The organism is Pseudotabrizicola sp. (assembly GCF_030656345.1).
In the GTDB taxonomy this organism is placed as follows: domain Bacteria; phylum Pseudomonadota; class Alphaproteobacteria; order Rhodobacterales; family Rhodobacteraceae; genus Pseudotabrizicola.
Genome location: NZ_JAUSNR010000006.1, coordinates 154,771 through 168,389, shown reverse-complemented (window position 1 = coordinate 168,389; position 13,619 = coordinate 154,771). Strand labels below are relative to the sequence as shown.

Here is a 13,619-nt window from a genome sequence, read left to right as displayed (position 1 = left end):
CTGCATGACCCTGCCCCCGATCGCTCTTCCCACCGTCAAGGACACCAAAAGCGGCATCCTGTTGATGGTGCTGGCAATCTTTTGCTTTGCCGCGATGGATGCCGTGGCCAAGGGGCTGATCGCGCGCTATCCGGTGCCACAGGTGATCTGGGCGCGCTTTGCCGGGCAGGTGCTGATCATATCGGTGCTGTTGGGCCCGCGTCTGCCCGCCATGCTGCGCACCCGCTGGCCGGTGCTGCACCTGATCCGCGCGGCGTGTCAGCTGGGCGCGATTGGCTGCTTTTTCTCGGCCCTGCCCTATATCGGGCTGGCCGAGGCGACGGCGCTGGGGGATCTGAACCCGGTGCTGATCACGCTGGGGGCTGCGCTGTTTTTGGGCGAACGGCTTGGCCCGCGCCGGATTGCGGGGGTGGTGGCGGCACTGATCGGCGCGTTGATCATCATCCGCCCCGGGTTGTCGGTGTTCACCCCCGCCGCCCTGCTGCCGCTGGCGGCTGCGGTGTTCTATGCCGTCAGCGCGCTGCTGACCCGCCACCTTGGCCCGCAGGAAACCGCGTGGACGCCGCTTATCCTGGGTGCGCTGTTCGGCATGGCCGCCACCAGTGTCACGCTGCCCTTTGTCTGGGTCCCGGTGCCGATGGCCGACTGGCCGCTGTTTGCGCTGATCGGGGCACTTGGTACCATGGCCAACCTGTTCCTGATCCGGTCATTCACCATTGCACAGGCGGGCAGTGTCGCGCCCTTTGCCTATGCCGGGCTGATTTTCGCCACCGGATGGGGCTATATCCTGTATGGCGAGGTGCCGGATATGCCCACCATCATCGGTGCGCTTGTGATCGTGGCGGCGGGTCTTTATGTCTGGCACCGCGAGACCCGGGTGCATGGCGCATCCAAAAGCCAGTAAAACGGACCGGATGACCGACACCAACGCGCATAAGAATGGAACCTGGGGCCAATGGCTGACCGACCGCGCCATCCGCGCGGTGATCGGGCTGCTGCTGGCCCTGCCCTACCGCTGGCGCGTGCCGCTGTGCGGCTGGGTCATGGCGCGGGTCATAGCTCCGCTTGCCGGCTGGCCACAGCGTATTCGCGACAATCTGGCGCTGACCCTGCCCGATCTGCCCGCCGACCAGATTGACCGCATGGTCGCCCGCGTGCCGGAAAACATCGGCCGCACGGTGATTGAAATCTACTCGGGGGCCGAATTCATCGCCCGCACCACGCAATTGCCGCTGACCGGCGATGGTGTCGCGGCCCTGCAGGCGGCGCATGACGCGCAGCAGCCGGTGATCCTCGCCACCGGGCATTTCGGCAATTACGATGCGGTGCGTGCCGCCCTCATCGCGCGCGGCTACAGCCTTGGCGCGCTCTATCGTCCGATGTCGAACCCGTGGTTCAACGAGCATTACGTGCGGGCCATCGGCACCATCGGCCAGCCGATCTTTGAACGCGGGCGGGCGGGGATGGGGCAGATGCTGAAACATCTGCGCGGCGGCGGCATGCTGGGCATCCTGCCCGATCAGCGCATGCACAAGGGTGTCAAGCTGACCTTTTTCGGGCAAGAGGCGCTGACCGCGCTGTCTGCTGCCGATATGGCGCTGAAATACAACGCGGTGCTGATCCCGACCTATGCGATCCGCCAGCCGGACGGGTTGTCGTTCCAGATCATCGTCGATCCGCCGATCCCGCATTCCACGCCGGAAATCATGACGCAGGCGCTGAATGACAATCTGGAACGGCTGATCCGGCAATACCCCGAGCAGTGGTTCTGGATTCACCGGCGCTGGAAGCCGTAAGCGCTACTTGACCTGCGCCGTCGCCAGCACATCTGCCGGGCCCACGGTCTGCACCACCACCACCACCGGATCGGTGCCCGTCACCTCTGCCGTCATCTCGAACGGGGCAAGGCCGGGCCAGTCGGCCACCGACTGCCAGTCGGTGACGATGTTGGTATAGGTCACTTCGCGCCCCTCATTCTCGCCCCGGCCGATGGCCACAGTGGCTTCGGGCAGATAGCGGATCACCTGAATGCGGGCGGGTTTGGTCAGGGGCGGATCGGCCTCGGCGCGGATGACGATCTGATCACCATTGCGCGTGAGCGTCAGCCGCACCGGGCTGACCTGCGCCTGATGCCGGCGGATCGCTTCAGCCACCTGCACAGGATCATTGCCCTCTACCCGGTCGAGACCCCCGACGATCATCTGCGGCGTATAAATCATCCGGCTGCGCACGGCCTTGGCATAGGCTTTCTGCCGCTGGGTAAAGGCCGGGCTGGCAAAAGTATCGCGCCAGCCGATATAATCCCAGTAATCCACATGCAAAGACAGCGCGATGACATCGGGGCTTTTGACCAGCTCCTCCATGAATTCATCGGCAGGGGGGCAGGACGAACAGCCCTGCGACGTATAAAGCTCGACCAGAACCGGCGAGGTCTGCGCCTGTGCGGCACCGGCAATACCCATCCAGAGCCCGAAAGTCGCGCTGACCAAAATCCGCATCGTCACGTCTGTCATCCCCAAATGTGCCCTTTCGTTCTACAGACAGGACCTGCGCGCCGCCAATCAAGGTTTTGCGAGGGCAAGATCAATTCCCATCACCGTTCTGTCGTGCCAAGATGCACTTAAGTTGACTGAAAGGAGCACTGGATTATTGGCATACAATTGTATACAAAGCCAGCGATTCCCCGGCTCAACCCGCCGGACACGACCTTAAGCCATTCCCGATCCCATAGCCAAGAGGCCCAAAATGACCGTCACCGTCGGACATGACAGCCAGAACACCCGCAAGACCCTGACCGCAGGCGGCCAGACCGTCAGCTATTATTCGATCCCCGCAGCGGAAGCCGCGGGCTTGGGTGAATTTTCGAAACTTCCCGCCGCGCTGAAAGTGGTGTTGGAAAACATGCTGCGGTTCGAGGACGGCAAGACCGTCTCGGTCGATGACATCAAGGCGTTTTCCGACTGGGGCAAACTGGGCGGCCAGAACCCGCGAGAGATTGCCTATCGCCCCGCCCGCGTGCTGATGCAGGATTTCACCGGCGTGCCCGCCGTGGTCGACCTTGCGGCGATGCGTGACGGCATCCTTGGCCTGGGCGGCGATGCGCAAAAGATCAACCCGCTGAACCCAGTCGATCTGGTCATCGACCATTCGGTGATGATCGACGAATTCGGCACCCCGCGCGCGTTTCAGGCCAACGTGGACCGCGAATACGAACGCAATATGGAACGCTATGTCTTCCTGAAATGGGGTCAGAACGCGTTCAACAACTTCCGCGTGGTGCCGCCGGGCACCGGCATCTGCCATCAGGTGAACCTGGAATATCTGGCGCAAACGGTCTGGACCGACACCGACCAGCACGGCAACATGGTTGCCTATCCCGATACGCTGGTCGGCACCGACTCGCATACCACCATGGTCAACGGCCTTGCCGTTCTGGGCTGGGGCGTGGGCGGGATCGAGGCCGAGGCCGCGATGCTGGGCCAGCCGGTCTCCATGCTGATCCCCGAAGTGGTCGGCTTCAAGCTGACCGGCCAGATGATGGAAGGCACCACCGCCACCGATCTGGTGCTCAAGGTCGTGCAGATGCTGCGCAAACACGGCGTGGTCAGCAAATTCGTTGAATTCTACGGCGACGGGCTGGACCGCCTGCCGCTGGCCGACCGTGCCACCATTGCCAACATGGCCCCCGAATACGGTGCCACCTGCGGCTTCTTCCCGATCGACGACGAAACCCTGCGCTATCTGCGTCAGACCGGGCGTGAGGAATCGCGGATTGATCTGGTCGAAGCCTATGCGAAGGCCAACGGCATGTGGCGCGGGCCGGATTACAGCCCGATCTACACCAGCACGCTGGAACTCGACATGGGCACCATCGTTCCGGCCATTTCCGGCCCGAAACGCCCGCAGGATTACCTGCCGCTGACCTCTGCCTCGACCGCGTTCGGCGAATATATCCGCGGTATGCGCAAGGCGCCTGCGGTGCCCAAAATGGAAAAGGCCGAGATGACCGCCGAAGGCGGCGCGCCTGCCCCGGCGGCGGAGGACATTCCGGGCGATCATCTGGGCATGTCGACCGCCAAGGTTGACGGGCAGGACTACATCCTGCGCGATGGCTCGGTCGTGATCGCCTCGATCACGTCCTGCACCAACACCTCCAACCCTTACGTGCTGATCGGTGCCGGTCTGGTGGCGCGCAAGGCCCGCGCGCTGGGTCTGAACCGCAAGCCTTGGGTGAAAACCTCGCTCGCCCCCGGATCGCAGGTCGTGTCGGAATACCTGAACGCCGCTGGCTTGCAGGAAGATCTGGATGCGGTTGGCTTCAACCTTGTCGGCTATGGCTGCACCACCTGCATCGGCAACTCCGGCCCGCTGGCACCCGAAATCTCCAAGGCGATCAACGAAGGCGATCTGGTCGCCACGTCCGTCCTGTCGGGCAACCGCAACTTTGAAGGCCGGATCAGCCCCGACGTGCGCGCGAACTATCTGGCCTCACCGCCGCTGGTGGTGGCCTATGCGCTGGCCGGGGACATGAACATCGACCTGACCTCTGAGCCGCTCGGCACCAGCAAAGACGGCAAGCCGGTGTATCTGAAAGACATCTGGCCCACCAACAAGGAAATCGCCGACATCGTGCATGCGGTCGTCACGCGTGAGGCGTTCCAGAAGAAATACGCCGATGTCTTCAAGGGCGATGAAAAGTGGCAGGCGGTCGAGGTCACCGATTCGGAAACCTATGACTGGCCGACCTCATCGACCTACATCCAGAACCCGCCCTATTTCAAAGGCATGTCCAAAACGCCGGGCGTGATTTCGAACATCGACGGCGCCCGCGTTCTGGCTCTGTTGGGCGATATGATCACCACCGACCACATCTCGCCTGCCGGGTCGTTCAAAGGATCAACCCCCGCTGGTAAGTACCTGACAGAGCGTCAGGTTCCGCAATCCGAGTTCAACTCCTACGGCTCGCGTCGCGGCAACCACGAGGTGATGATGCGCGGCACTTTCGCCAACATCCGCATCAAGAACGAGATGCTGGATGGGGTTGAAGGCGGCTACACCAAGGGCCCCGATGGCGCACAGACCAGCATCTACGATGCCTCGATGGCCTATCAGGAAGCCGGCACCCCGCTGGTGATCTTTGGCGGCATCGAATACGGCGCAGGGTCGTCGCGTGACTGGGCGGCCAAGGGCACGGCGCTGTTGGGTGTGAAAGCGGTGATCGCGGAATCATTCGAGCGTATCCACCGCTCCAACCTCGTCGGCATGGGCGTGATCCCGTTCGAATTCACCGAAGGGATGACCCGCAAATCGCTGAACCTGACCGGCGATGAGGTTGTCAGCATCCACGGCCTCGACGGCGATCTGAAACCGCTGAGCCTGGTGCCCTGCACGATCAAATATGCCGATGGCACCGAGAAAACCATCCAGATCAAGTGCCGCATCGACACCGAGATCGAGATTGAATACGTCGAACACGGTGGCGTGCTGCACTACGTGCTGCGCGATCTGGCAAAGGCCTGATCAGGGCCGGCTTAAGCCGCCTGCCATACAGATTGAAATGCCCGGACCGCATGGTCCGGGCATTTTTGTCGCAGTGCAGCAAATACTAACCTTTGAACGGTTTCTTTAACTTCTTGTTCAGACTCTTCCGGCAACCTTTAGTTGTTTTGTAACGAGTTGTGCGAGTTTCTGACCATGCCCTCCCGCTCCCCCCCGATCGCGCCACGTCACGCGCCCAAGGATCGACTGTCCGGCAGTGCCGGGCGTCTGCCGTGGGGGGAGCTGATGGTGTTTGCCCTTCTGGGCCTGATGCTGTTGGAGTAAGCGGCGGGCCTCAGCCCGCCGCTTGCGCCGCCAGGGCTTCGGCCAACGCGGGCACGAAGCGGTTTTCGTAATCCGTGCCGATCAGCGGCCCGATAAAGCGCATCGCCACCGTGCCATCGCCGCGCAGGATGAACGTCTCGGGCGGGGCGGTCACACCCCATTCCACCCGGTTGCGGCCCTGCGGGTCGGTGGCGACGGCAAAAAACGGGTTGCCGTCCTCGGCCAGATAGGCAATCGCCTTGGCGTCATTGTCCATGATGTTGATGCCCGCCACCCGCACCCCATCGGCCGCCATCTGCAGCAGCACCGGATGCTCGGCCCGGCAGGGCGGGCACCAGGTGGCAAAGAAATTCACCACCGTCACCTGGCCCGTGCGCAGATCGGCATCGGTCAGCAGTGCCACACCCGCCAGCCCGGTCGCAGGCACCACCGGGGCGGCGCGATCCTGAAACGCGGTCGGCATGTCATTGGGGTTTTTCTGGATCATCCCCACGTAAAACGCCCCGGCCAGCCCGGCAAAGATCAGCGGCGGCAAGGCCATCAACCATCTAGCCATCGGTTTTCCCCTGTCCTTTCGCCTGCCGCGCCTCGACCTCATCCAGCTGCCGCTTGACCCGCCGCCCCTGCCAGAGGGTCAGCGCCACCAGCGCCGCCAGCAACAGCAGCGACACGCCATAGGACGACAAAACCGCCACCGCATAGCGGCCCAGATCGGGGATCATGCCAACCGCTCCCGTGCCAGCAGCGCCGACAGGCGGCGCGCGCGAATCTCGGTCCGGGTGCGGATCAGCACCAGCGCCACGAACAGCAGCACAAAGCCCACAATGCTCACCACCAGCGGCACATAATAGGCGACATCGATCGGGTCGGTCTCGCCCACCTTCAGGATCGTCGAATCCTGATGCAGCCCCTGATTCCAGAACTTCACCGCATAGCGCGACAGCAGGGCAAACACCGACCCCACCATGCACAGCACCGCCGTCAGATCGGCGGCAGTGTCGGGGTCATCCACCGCCTGCCACAGCGCGATATAGCCAAGGTAGAACAGCGCCAGGATCAGAAACGCGGTCAGCCGCGGGTCCCAGGCCCACCAGGTGCCCCACATCGGCTGGCCCCACAGCGCGCCGGTCACCAGCGCGATCACGGTAAAGGTCAGCCCGACCGGGGCCGCCGCCTTGGCCGCCAATGCGCTGACATGATGGCGCCGGATCAGCCAGATCAGGCTGGCCACCAGCATCATCACCCAGGCATTGATTGCCATCATCGCGGTCGGCACATGCAGGAAGATGATCTTCACGGTCGATCCTTGACGGAAATCATCCGGCGTAAAGAAAAACCCCCAGATCAGCCCGACCAGCAGACCGACCACGGCAAGCCCGACCGCCACGGGCAAAACCCGGCGCGATACCTGCATGAACCGTTTCGGATTGGCATATTCCCAGAGCGACATCAGCCTGCCCTACCCTCTCTTGTATAGCGTCTCAAGTCACACTCCTGTCAAAACATCAGCGCAGATTGACGCGCAGCGCCGCCGCAGCCGCAAACGGCAGCAGCGCCACCGCGCCTGCGGTGATCCCTGCCAGCAGCAGCAGCGGCACCTGCGCCCCGGCCCCGGTCGCCCCGCGCTTTACCACTTCCGCGCCAAAGATCAGCGTCGGCACATACAGCGGCAGCACCAGCAGCGACAGCAGCAAGCCACCGCGTTTGATCCCCACCGTCAGCGCCGCACCAAAGGCCCCGATCACCGACAGCGCCGGCGTGCCCGCAGCTAAGCTGACCACCAGCCACAGATAGCCCGGTTCGGCCAGGTTCAACAACACCCCCAGCACCGGCGCGCAGAGCGTCAGCGGCAGGCCGGTCACCAGCCAATGCGCCAGCGCCTTGATGGCCACCACCCCTTCCAGTGGAATCGGAGAGGTGGCCAGCAGGTCCAGCGACCCATCCTCGAAATCCAGCGCAAAGATCCGGTCAAGCGAGAGCAGGCACGCCAGCAACGCGCCCACCCACAAGATTCCGGGCGCAATTTTCGCCAGAGTTGCCGGTTCCGGCCCCACGCCCAATGGCACCAGCACCGCCACCAGCAGGAAAAACGCCAGCCCCAGCCCAAAGCCGCCCCCGGCGCGGAACGCCAGCCGCAGATCGCGGATCAGCAGGGCGGTCATGTAAACGCCTCGTCAAAGCCGCCGCCGGTCACGACCGGAGCCCTGGCCTTGAACGGCCCGAGGTCCAGCACCGCAGCCTCGGTCAGCCCCAGATCGATATGGGTGGCAATCAGCACCATGCCGCCGCCGCCCAGATGCCCCCGCACCACCCCTGCAAACAGCGCGACGCTCGCCACGTCGAGCGAGACCGTCGGCTCGTCCAGCACCCAGATCGCCCGCCCCGTCACCAGCAGCCGCGCCAGCCCCAGCCGCCGCTTTTGCCCGGCTGACAGGTTGGCCGCCCGGCGCGCGCGCAAGTCCCACAGGTTCATCTGCGCCATCGCGTCCTGAACCCCGCCAACACCGTGGATCGCGGCCCAGAACTGCAGGTTTTCCTCCACGCTCAGCACCGCTTTCAGCCCGTCGGCATGGGCGGCGTAGGTCAGGCTTTCGGGCGGCGCACTCACCGTGCCCGCCACGCTTGGCTGCAATCCGGCCAGCGTGCGCAGCAGCGTGGTCTTGCCCACCCCGTTCGGCCCGCGCAAAATCAGCGCCTGACCGGGTGCCACCGAAAAGCTCACGCCCTCCAGCACCGTCAGCCCGCCGCGCGCCACCGCCAGATTGTCCACCACAAGGTCCATGGCTCCAGCCCTATCCCAAGCCATCACGCGCGAAAAGACCCCGTGACCGCCTGCGGCACCATGGCATTCCGGTGCCCGCACGCATAGCTTGGCGCAAACACAGCGGAGGATACCATGCAGACCCACCCCTTTGGCCGCACCGGCCGCAACACCACCCCGATCGGATTTGGCGCCTGGGCCATCGGCGGCACCTGGGGTGAGGTGACGTGGGAGGATGCAAAAGCCACCCTGAACGCCGCGCTTGATGCCGGGATGACCTTTATCGACACCGCCGATGTCTATGGCGACGGGCGCAGCGAACAGATCATCGCCGAGGTGCTGGCCGAACGCGGCGGCGACCGCCCCTTTGTCGCCACCAAGGCCGGTCGCCGCCTGAACCCGCACACGGCGCAAGGCTACACCGGCCCCGCGATTGAGGCGTTCATCGACCGCAGCCTGAAAAACCTGAAGCTCGACTGCCTCGATCTGGTGCAACTGCACTGCCCGCCAACGCCAGTCTATTCCAACCCGGACATGTTCGCGGCGCTCGATGGCATCAAGGCCAAGGGCAAGATCGCCAATTACGGCGTCTCGGTCGAAACGGTCGAGGAAGCCCGCACCGCCATTCAGCACCCCGGCGTGGTCTCGGTGCAGATCATCTACAACCTGTTCCGCATGAAACCGGCAGAGGCGTTCTTTGCCGAGGCCCGCGCGAAGAATGTCGCCGTCATCGCCCGTGTGCCGCTGGCCTCTGGCCTCTTGACCGGCAAGATGACTGCGGACAGCCAGTTCGCCGCCGACGACCACCGCGCCTTCAACCGCAACGGCGAGGCGTTCGACAAGGGCGAGACCTTCAGCGGCGTGCCCTTCGACGTGGCGCTGGAAGCGGTGGAGGCTTTGCGCCCCTTGGTGCCGCAAGGCACCCCGATGGCCGCCTTTGCCCTGCGCTGGATCATGATGGAGCGGGCGGTCACCGTGGTGATACCGGGGGCCAGAACCCCGGCACAGGCGCAGGCCAATGCGGCCGCCGCCAACCTGCCCGCGCTGACCGACAACCAGATGCAGGCCGCGCGCGCGGTCTATGACCGCCTGATCGCCCCCCACGTCGCGCATCTGTGGTAATGCAAAAGGGCGGCGCATCCGCTGCGCCGCCCCCAGACCCGCGATACGGCCCGTTCAGCCCAGAATCGCCTTCACATAATTCACCGTCTCAGGGAAGGGCGGAATGCCATTGTGCTTTTCCACCGCCCCCGGCCCGGCGTTATAGGCGGCAAGCGCCAGCCGCCAGCTGCCGAATTTCTGATACATCATCTTCAGATATCGCGCCCCGCCCTCAAGATTCTGGTGCGGATCATGGATATCTACCCCCAGTTTCTGCGCCGTCCCCGGCATCAGCTGCGCCAGACCCGTGGCCCCCTTGTGCGACACCGCACCGGGGTTCCAGCCCGATTCCTGCTGCACCAGCCGCAGGAACAGGTCTTCGGGAATCCCGTGTTTGCTTGCCATCGTGCGGGCCACCGCCAGATATTCGCCCTTGTACCGCCCGGCATAGCGGGGTGCGGTGGTTGCCTCTGCCGCCCCGGCCTTGCCCTTCGGCGTCAGCCGTACCGACGCCTCATATTGCTTGGCCAACCGGCCATCGAGCAGTTTTGTCTGCGAGCTGAACAGTGAGGCCCGGTTCTTCGACGATCCCGAAAGGCTCAGCGGTTCGGCCTGCGCCACAGCGGGGGCCAGGCCAGACAGGGCAAGGACCAGGGCGGCAGACAGGGCGGTCGCGTTCAGCTTCATGAGTTCATTCCGGGTTGCCTCAGACCCGGCGACTATAGGGATTTTCCCGCCCCGTTCCAGTGCCCAGATGCGGGCGATGGCGCGCAAACCCTGATCGGCGGTTTTTTGCTGCCGGGTTTTGCCGCGCAAACCCCGCCCCCGCATTGCAGCGCCGCCCTCCGGTCGCTATAGATTTTTCCTTAACCAAGACCGGGGATGCTCCGGTCGATCAAAGCCCCGGCACAGCGCCGGGGCAGACCCATAGCGGAGGGATTCCATGGCAGGCTCGGTCAACAAGGTCATCATCGTCGGCAATCTGGGCCGCGACCCCGAGGTGCGCAGCTTTGCCAATGGCGGCAAGGTGGTGAACCTGCGCATCGCCACATCGGAAAACTGGCGCGACAAGCAGACGGGTGAGCGTAAAGAGCGCACCGAATGGCATTCGGTCGCGATCTTCAACGAAAACCTTGCCAAGATTGCCGAACAGTATCTGCGCAAAGGCTCGACCGTTTATATCGAAGGCCAGCTGGAAACCCGCAAATGGCAGGACCAGTCGGGTGCCGACCGCTACACCACCGAAATCGTGCTGCGCCAGTTCCGCGGAGAGCTGACCCTGCTGGGCGGCCGTGGTGAAGGCGGCGGCACGGGCGGTGGCGGCGGCGCGCAAGGCGGCTATGATGACCGTGGCGGCTATGACGATTACGGCAGCGCGCCGTCCGGTGGTGGGGCGGGTGGCAGCTCGGGTGGCGGGTCGCGCGGCGGCGACCGCGCACCCTCTGGCGGGCGCTCTGACCTCGACGACGAAATCCCGTTCTGATCGGACGGTCAGCGCAGCAAAAGGCCCCGGTCCAGACGGACACGGGGCCTTTTTCATGCGCGTCCCGCGGGCTGATCCGTTGCCAACGCCAGCCCGTCAACCACCGCCCCCCCAGACGAAAAAGGCACCCCCAAAGGGGTGCCCGTTCCGTAAGCAGGTGCCGTGATCCGAAGATCAGGCCGCTTCGGTGATGAATTTCACAGCATCGCCAAAGGTCTGGATGGTCTCGGCGGCGTCATCGGGGATTTCGATCCCGAATTCTTCCTCAAACGCCATGACCAGTTCGACAGTGTCGAGCGAGTCCGCGCCCAGATCGTCGATGAAAGAGGCGGTCTCGGTGACCTTGTCCTCTTCGACGCCCAGATGCTCAACGACGATCTTCTTCACGCGGTCAGCGATGTCGCTCATGTCACTTCCTCTTATATCCAGCGGGAGGATTTCCCGTCTCTTGTCCTTACCCCTTGCGGGGCGATTCCATCGCAACGGGGCGACGACACCGGCACCGCCAGTGATTTCCAGCGCGCCTATAGCAAGGGCAGCACGCTTAGGCAAACGCTTTCACGAAAGCGTGCCCGGCGTGGTGCCCGGGCACGTCATATCATGGCCATCCCGCCATTCACATGCAAGACAGCGCCGGTCACATATCCGGCCTCTGCAGAGGCAAGATACAGCACGGCCGCCGCAATTTCGGGCGCTGTGCCCATGCGCCCGGCCGGCACACCGGCCAGAATCGCCCCGCGCTGCGTATCATTCAGCTTTTCGGTCATCGCGGTCTCGATGAACCCCGGCGCCACACAGTTCACCGTGATTCCCCGGCTGGCCACCTCTGCCGCCAGCGATTTCGACATCCCCACCATCCCGGCCTTGGAGGCGGCATAGTTCACCTGCCCCGCATTGCCGGTGGTGCCGACGACCGAGCTGATGTTCACAATGCGCCCCCAGCGCGCCTTCATCATGCCGCGCACCGCCGCCCGGCACAGCCGGAAGGTCGCGGTCATGTTGACGTCGATCACCGACTGCCAGTCGTCATCCGACATCCGCATCATCAGCCCGTCGCGGGTGATCCCGGCGTTGTTGACCAGCACATCGACCGATCCCATCGCCTCGCCTGCGCGCTTGACCAGCCCTTCGACCTCGGCCACCTCCGACAGGTTGCAGGCCAGCACATGCGCCCGCTCGCCCAGTTCCGCCGCAAGCGCCTCCAGCGGGTCCACCCGCGTGCCCGACAGCGCGACAGTCGCCCCCGCGCCATGCAGAACCCGCGCAATCTCTGCGCCTATCCCGCCCGACGCACCCGTTACCAGTGCCTTTTTCCCGGTCAGATCAAACATGACCCTACCCCTTTTTATCTGTTCAAAAATATCCTCGGGGGTCCGGGGGCAGACAGCCCCCGGGGTCAGCCCCGGGCACAACCTTCAGCCTTTCAGCGCCAGCACGTCCGCAGGCACACCAATCGCCCGCACCTCTGCCCCCGGCACGATCCGCTTGATCATGCCCGACAGCGCCTTGCCGGCCCCGATCTCCCAGAACTCTGTCACTCCGGCGCGTTCCATCCACTGCATGCTCTCGCGCCAGCGCACGGCACCCGTCACCTGCGCGATCAAGAGGTCGCGAAAGCGGTCGGGTTCCTCTATCGCTTCGGCACGCACGTTCACCACCACCGGGCAGACGGGTTTGCTGATCACCACCGCCGCGAACGCCTCGGCCATCACATGGGCGGCGGGGGCCATCAGCGCGCAATGAAACGGGGCCGAGACCGGCAGCAGCAGGGCGCGCTTGGCGCCGCGCTCTTTCGCCAGCACCATGGCACGGTCCACCGCGTCCTTGTGGCCGGAAATCACCACCTGCGCCGGATCATTGTCATTGGCGGCCTGACACACCTCATCCCCTGCCGCTTCAGCCGCGATATGCACCACGGTCTCGAAATCCAGGCCCAGAATCGCTGCCATCGCGCCGACACCGACCGGCACCGCCTCTTGCATGGCAGCGCCCCGGATACGCAGCAGCCGCGCGGTGTCCGACAGGGTCAGGGCCCCGGCGGCACACAGCGCCGAATACTCGCCCAACGAATGCCCCGCCACGAAATCGGCCTGCGCCATGCCAAAGCCTTCGGCCTCCATCGCGCGCAACGCGGCGATCGATGTCGCCATCAGCGCGGGCTGCGCATTCTGCGTCAGGGTCAGATCGGCGATGTCGCCCTCCCAGATCAGCGTTGACAGGGCCTCGCCCAAAGCGTCATCCACCTCGTCAAACACGGCCTTTGCTGCCGGATAGGCTTCGGCGAGGGCGCGGCCCATGCCGATGGTTTGGGCCCCCTGACCCGGAAATACGAATGCGCGGCCCATAGTGCCTCCCGTCTGATGTCTGCCCCCAGATACCGCGCCCCTGCCGCCAGCGCAATCACCGCGCCGTTTGCACAGGGCCTGTGCAGCGGCACAGACTGCGCTTATG

Annotated in this window: 15 protein-coding genes; 5 read left to right on the top strand and 10 right to left on the bottom strand. The window is 64.4% G+C overall.

Translation table 11 applies throughout. From position 1 onward, the window contains the following. The first annotated feature begins 4 nt into the window (after window positions 1-4). Window positions 5-904 carry a DMT family transporter gene (locus tag Q7J44_RS02775; protein ID WP_304876757.1) on the top strand — a complete coding sequence of 300 codons (900 nt, stop codon included), beginning with the start codon at window positions 5-7 and terminating at the stop codon, window positions 902-904. Window positions 905-914: 10 nt separating this feature from the next. Beyond that, window positions 915-1,796, top strand: a complete 882-nt coding sequence (locus Q7J44_RS02770; protein ID WP_304876755.1) for a lysophospholipid acyltransferase family protein — start codon at window positions 915-917, stop codon at window positions 1,794-1,796. 3 nt (window positions 1,797-1,799) lie between these two features. On the opposite strand, the gene Q7J44_RS02765 is transcribed toward Q7J44_RS02770, so the two are convergent. Continuing rightward, window positions 1,800-2,504: a DUF1223 domain-containing protein gene (locus Q7J44_RS02765; protein ID WP_370692943.1), complete on the bottom strand. Its 705-nt coding sequence runs from the start codon at window positions 2,502-2,504 to the stop codon at window positions 1,800-1,802. A gap of 241 nt (window positions 2,505-2,745) precedes the next feature. Here Q7J44_RS02765 and acnA point away from each other — a divergent pair, with 241 nt between their 5' ends. Beyond that, window positions 2,746-5,520, top strand: a complete 2,775-nt coding sequence (acnA, locus tag Q7J44_RS02760; protein WP_304876751.1) for an aconitate hydratase AcnA — start codon at window positions 2,746-2,748, stop codon at window positions 5,518-5,520. 313 nt (window positions 5,521-5,833) lie between these two features. On the opposite strand, the gene Q7J44_RS02755 is transcribed toward acnA, so the two are convergent. From Q7J44_RS02755 to ccmA, 5 genes are read right to left on the bottom strand one after another with little or no spacing between them, the layout of a single operon-like run. After that, window positions 5,834-6,379: a DsbE family thiol:disulfide interchange protein gene (locus tag Q7J44_RS02755; RefSeq protein WP_304876749.1), complete on the bottom strand. Its 546-nt coding sequence runs from the start codon at window positions 6,377-6,379 to the stop codon at window positions 5,834-5,836. Then, window positions 6,372-6,545, bottom strand: coding sequence for a heme exporter protein CcmD (gene ccmD / locus Q7J44_RS02750; RefSeq protein ID WP_304876747.1), 174 nt, complete (start codon window positions 6,543-6,545; stop codon window positions 6,372-6,374). The genes Q7J44_RS02755 and ccmD overlap by 8 nt, the downstream gene beginning before the upstream one ends. Then, window positions 6,542-7,273 (bottom strand): heme ABC transporter permease, encoded by a 732-nt coding sequence (locus tag Q7J44_RS02745; RefSeq protein WP_304876745.1) that lies wholly within the window; start codon window positions 7,271-7,273, stop codon window positions 6,542-6,544. Before Q7J44_RS02745 ends, ccmD begins: the two co-directional genes overlap by 4 nt. 55 nt (window positions 7,274-7,328) lie before the next feature. Continuing rightward, window positions 7,329-7,985: a heme exporter protein CcmB gene (gene ccmB, locus Q7J44_RS02740; protein WP_304876743.1), complete on the bottom strand. Its 657-nt coding sequence runs from the start codon at window positions 7,983-7,985 to the stop codon at window positions 7,329-7,331. Then, window positions 7,982-8,605 carry a heme ABC exporter ATP-binding protein CcmA gene (gene ccmA, locus Q7J44_RS02735; RefSeq protein WP_304876742.1) on the bottom strand — a complete coding sequence of 208 codons (624 nt, stop codon included), beginning with the start codon at window positions 8,603-8,605 and terminating at the stop codon, window positions 7,982-7,984. Before ccmA ends, ccmB begins: the two co-directional genes overlap by 4 nt. A gap of 114 nt (window positions 8,606-8,719) precedes the next feature. Between ccmA and Q7J44_RS02730 the strand changes: the two genes are divergently transcribed. Beyond that, window positions 8,720-9,706, top strand: a complete 987-nt coding sequence (locus Q7J44_RS02730) for an aldo/keto reductase (protein ID WP_304876741.1) — start codon at window positions 8,720-8,722, stop codon at window positions 9,704-9,706. Between the two features lie 54 nt (window positions 9,707-9,760). On the opposite strand, the gene Q7J44_RS02725 is transcribed toward Q7J44_RS02730, so the two are convergent. Next, window positions 9,761-10,372: a lytic transglycosylase domain-containing protein gene (locus Q7J44_RS02725; protein WP_304876740.1), complete on the bottom strand. Its 612-nt coding sequence runs from the start codon at window positions 10,370-10,372 to the stop codon at window positions 9,761-9,763. A 256-nt stretch (window positions 10,373-10,628) separates the two neighbouring features. On the opposite strand from Q7J44_RS02725, the gene ssb reads away from it, so the two are divergent. Then, window positions 10,629-11,168: a single-stranded DNA-binding protein gene (ssb, locus tag Q7J44_RS02720; protein WP_304876739.1), complete on the top strand. Its 540-nt coding sequence runs from the start codon at window positions 10,629-10,631 to the stop codon at window positions 11,166-11,168. Window positions 11,169-11,342: 174 nt separating this feature from the next. On the opposite strand, the gene Q7J44_RS02715 is transcribed toward ssb, so the two are convergent. The 3 genes from Q7J44_RS02715 to fabD form a co-directional block, all read right to left on the bottom strand. Then, window positions 11,343-11,576 (bottom strand): acyl carrier protein, encoded by a 234-nt coding sequence (locus Q7J44_RS02715; protein ID WP_013067402.1) that lies wholly within the window; start codon window positions 11,574-11,576, stop codon window positions 11,343-11,345. A 185-nt stretch (window positions 11,577-11,761) separates the two neighbouring features. After that, window positions 11,762-12,499, bottom strand: coding sequence for a 3-oxoacyl-[acyl-carrier-protein] reductase (gene fabG, locus Q7J44_RS02710; protein WP_370692942.1), 738 nt, complete (start codon window positions 12,497-12,499; stop codon window positions 11,762-11,764). 84 nt (window positions 12,500-12,583) lie between these two features. Continuing rightward, entirely contained in the window at window positions 12,584-13,513 is a 930-nt protein-coding gene (gene fabD / locus Q7J44_RS02705) for an ACP S-malonyltransferase (protein WP_304876737.1), read from the bottom strand. Between the last annotated feature and the right edge of the window lie 106 nt (window positions 13,514-13,619).

Coding starts and splice junctions, on each gene's coding strand:
- Q7J44_RS02775 (WP_304876757.1), top strand. CDS start 5: ATGACCCTGCCCCCGATCGCTCTTCCCACCGTCAAGGACACCAAAAGC.
- Q7J44_RS02770 (WP_304876755.1), top strand. CDS start 915: ATGACCGACACCAACGCGCATAAGAATGGAACCTGGGGCCAATGGCTG.
- acnA (WP_304876751.1), top strand. CDS start 2,746: ATGACCGTCACCGTCGGACATGACAGCCAGAACACCCGCAAGACCCTG.
- Q7J44_RS02755 (WP_304876749.1), bottom strand. CDS start 6,379: ATGGCTAGATGGTTGATGGCCTTGCCGCCGCTGATCTTTGCCGGGCTG.
- ccmD (WP_304876747.1), bottom strand. CDS start 6,545: ATGATCCCCGATCTGGGCCGCTATGCGGTGGCGGTTTTGTCGTCCTAT.
- Q7J44_RS02745 (WP_304876745.1), bottom strand. CDS start 7,273: ATGTCGCTCTGGGAATATGCCAATCCGAAACGGTTCATGCAGGTATCG.
- ccmB (WP_304876743.1), bottom strand. CDS start 7,985: ATGACCGCCCTGCTGATCCGCGATCTGCGGCTGGCGTTCCGCGCCGGG.
- ccmA (WP_304876742.1), bottom strand. CDS start 8,605: ATGGACCTTGTGGTGGACAATCTGGCGGTGGCGCGCGGCGGGCTGACG.
- Q7J44_RS02730 (WP_304876741.1), top strand. CDS start 8,720: ATGCAGACCCACCCCTTTGGCCGCACCGGCCGCAACACCACCCCGATC.
- Q7J44_RS02725 (WP_304876740.1), bottom strand. CDS start 10,372: ATGAAGCTGAACGCGACCGCCCTGTCTGCCGCCCTGGTCCTTGCCCTG.
- ssb (WP_304876739.1), top strand. CDS start 10,629: ATGGCAGGCTCGGTCAACAAGGTCATCATCGTCGGCAATCTGGGCCGC.
- Q7J44_RS02715 (WP_013067402.1), bottom strand. CDS start 11,576: ATGAGCGACATCGCTGACCGCGTGAAGAAGATCGTCGTTGAGCATCTG.
- fabG (WP_370692942.1), bottom strand. CDS start 12,499: ATGTTTGATCTGACCGGGAAAAAGGCACTGGTAACGGGTGCGTCGGGC.
- fabD (WP_304876737.1), bottom strand. CDS start 13,513: ATGGGCCGCGCATTCGTATTTCCGGGTCAGGGGGCCCAAACCATCGGC.